Genomic DNA, 1,162 nt, shown 5'->3' on the forward strand with positions numbered 1-1,162 from the left:
ATATTGGGGTTCCTCCTCAAGTTAATTAAAAATATCCGGGGTGTCGGCAAACATCTGCCGCACCCGGTCCAGAACCGGCCGGTTTTCCGGCCGGGAGAGGGTGGGGTCATTTTGGAGCAGCTGCCGGGCAGACTGCTGGGCCTGCTGCAAAAGGCGCATGTCTCCGCTGAGATCGGCCAGAGCCAGCTGGGGCAGGCCGTGCTGGCGGCTTCCAAAGAAGTCGCCGGGGCCGCGCAGCTTCAGATCCTCCTCGGAGATCTTAAAACCGTCAGTGGTGGAGGCCAAAGTTTTCAGCCGCGTCATGGCGTCCTGGGCGTGGGAATTAGTAATGAGTACACAGTAGGACTGGTGCTTGCCGCGGCCTACCCGGCCACGGAGCTGGTGGAGCTGGCTAAGGCCAAAGCGCTCCGCGTTCTCCACAATGATAAGGGCGGCGTTGGGCACATCCACGCCAACCTCTACCACCGTGGTAGATACCAGCACGTCCACGTCACCTGCAGCAAAGGCAGCCATGACGGCGTCCTTTTCCCTGGGGCGCATTTTGCCGTGGAGCAGGGCCAGACGCAGGTCCGGGAACACCTTGTCCTGGAGGTGCTGGGCGTAGCTCTTCACTGCCTTTAAGTCCGCAAAGGGGGAGGGCTCTCCGTCGGGGGCTTCCTCGGCGGTGCGGTCCTCCACGGCGGGACAGATGATGTAGGCCTGCCGCCCCTCGCCCACCAGCTTGCGGACAAAGTTGTACATCCGCTGCCGCTTGTCCTCGTGGACCACGTAGGTCTCCACCGGGGTGCGGCCGGGGGGGAGCTGATCGATGACGGACACGTCCAGATCTCCGTAGATAATGAGAGCCAGGGTGCGGGGAATGGGGGTTGCGGACATGACCAGCACGTGGGGGGCATGGCCCTTGGCGGCCAGGGCGGAGCGCTGGGCCACACCGAAGCGGTGCTGCTCGTCGGCCACCATGAGGCCGAGATCGTGAAATTCTACATCCTGAGAGATGAGGGCGTGGGTCCCCACCACCAGGTCAACGTCTCCCTGGGCGATGGCCTGGCGGAGCTTCTTTTTTTGTGCCGGGGTGAAGGAGCCGGTGAGCAGTCCCACCCGCACGCCTGCCGGTTCCAGCAGGGCGGAGAGGGAGCGGGCATGCTGCTGGGCCAGCACCTCG

Annotated in this window: 1 protein-coding gene; it reads right to left on the minus strand. The window is 63.8% G+C overall.

Features of this window, described 5'->3' with window-relative positions:
• Positions 1-21: 21 nt before the first annotated feature.
• A partial coding sequence (locus ACLTXB_RS14650) for an ATP-dependent DNA helicase RecG (protein ID WP_428227503.1) occupies positions 22-1,162 on the minus strand: 1,141 nt, incomplete at its 5' end.

Source organism: Flintibacter sp., from assembly GCF_046973065.1.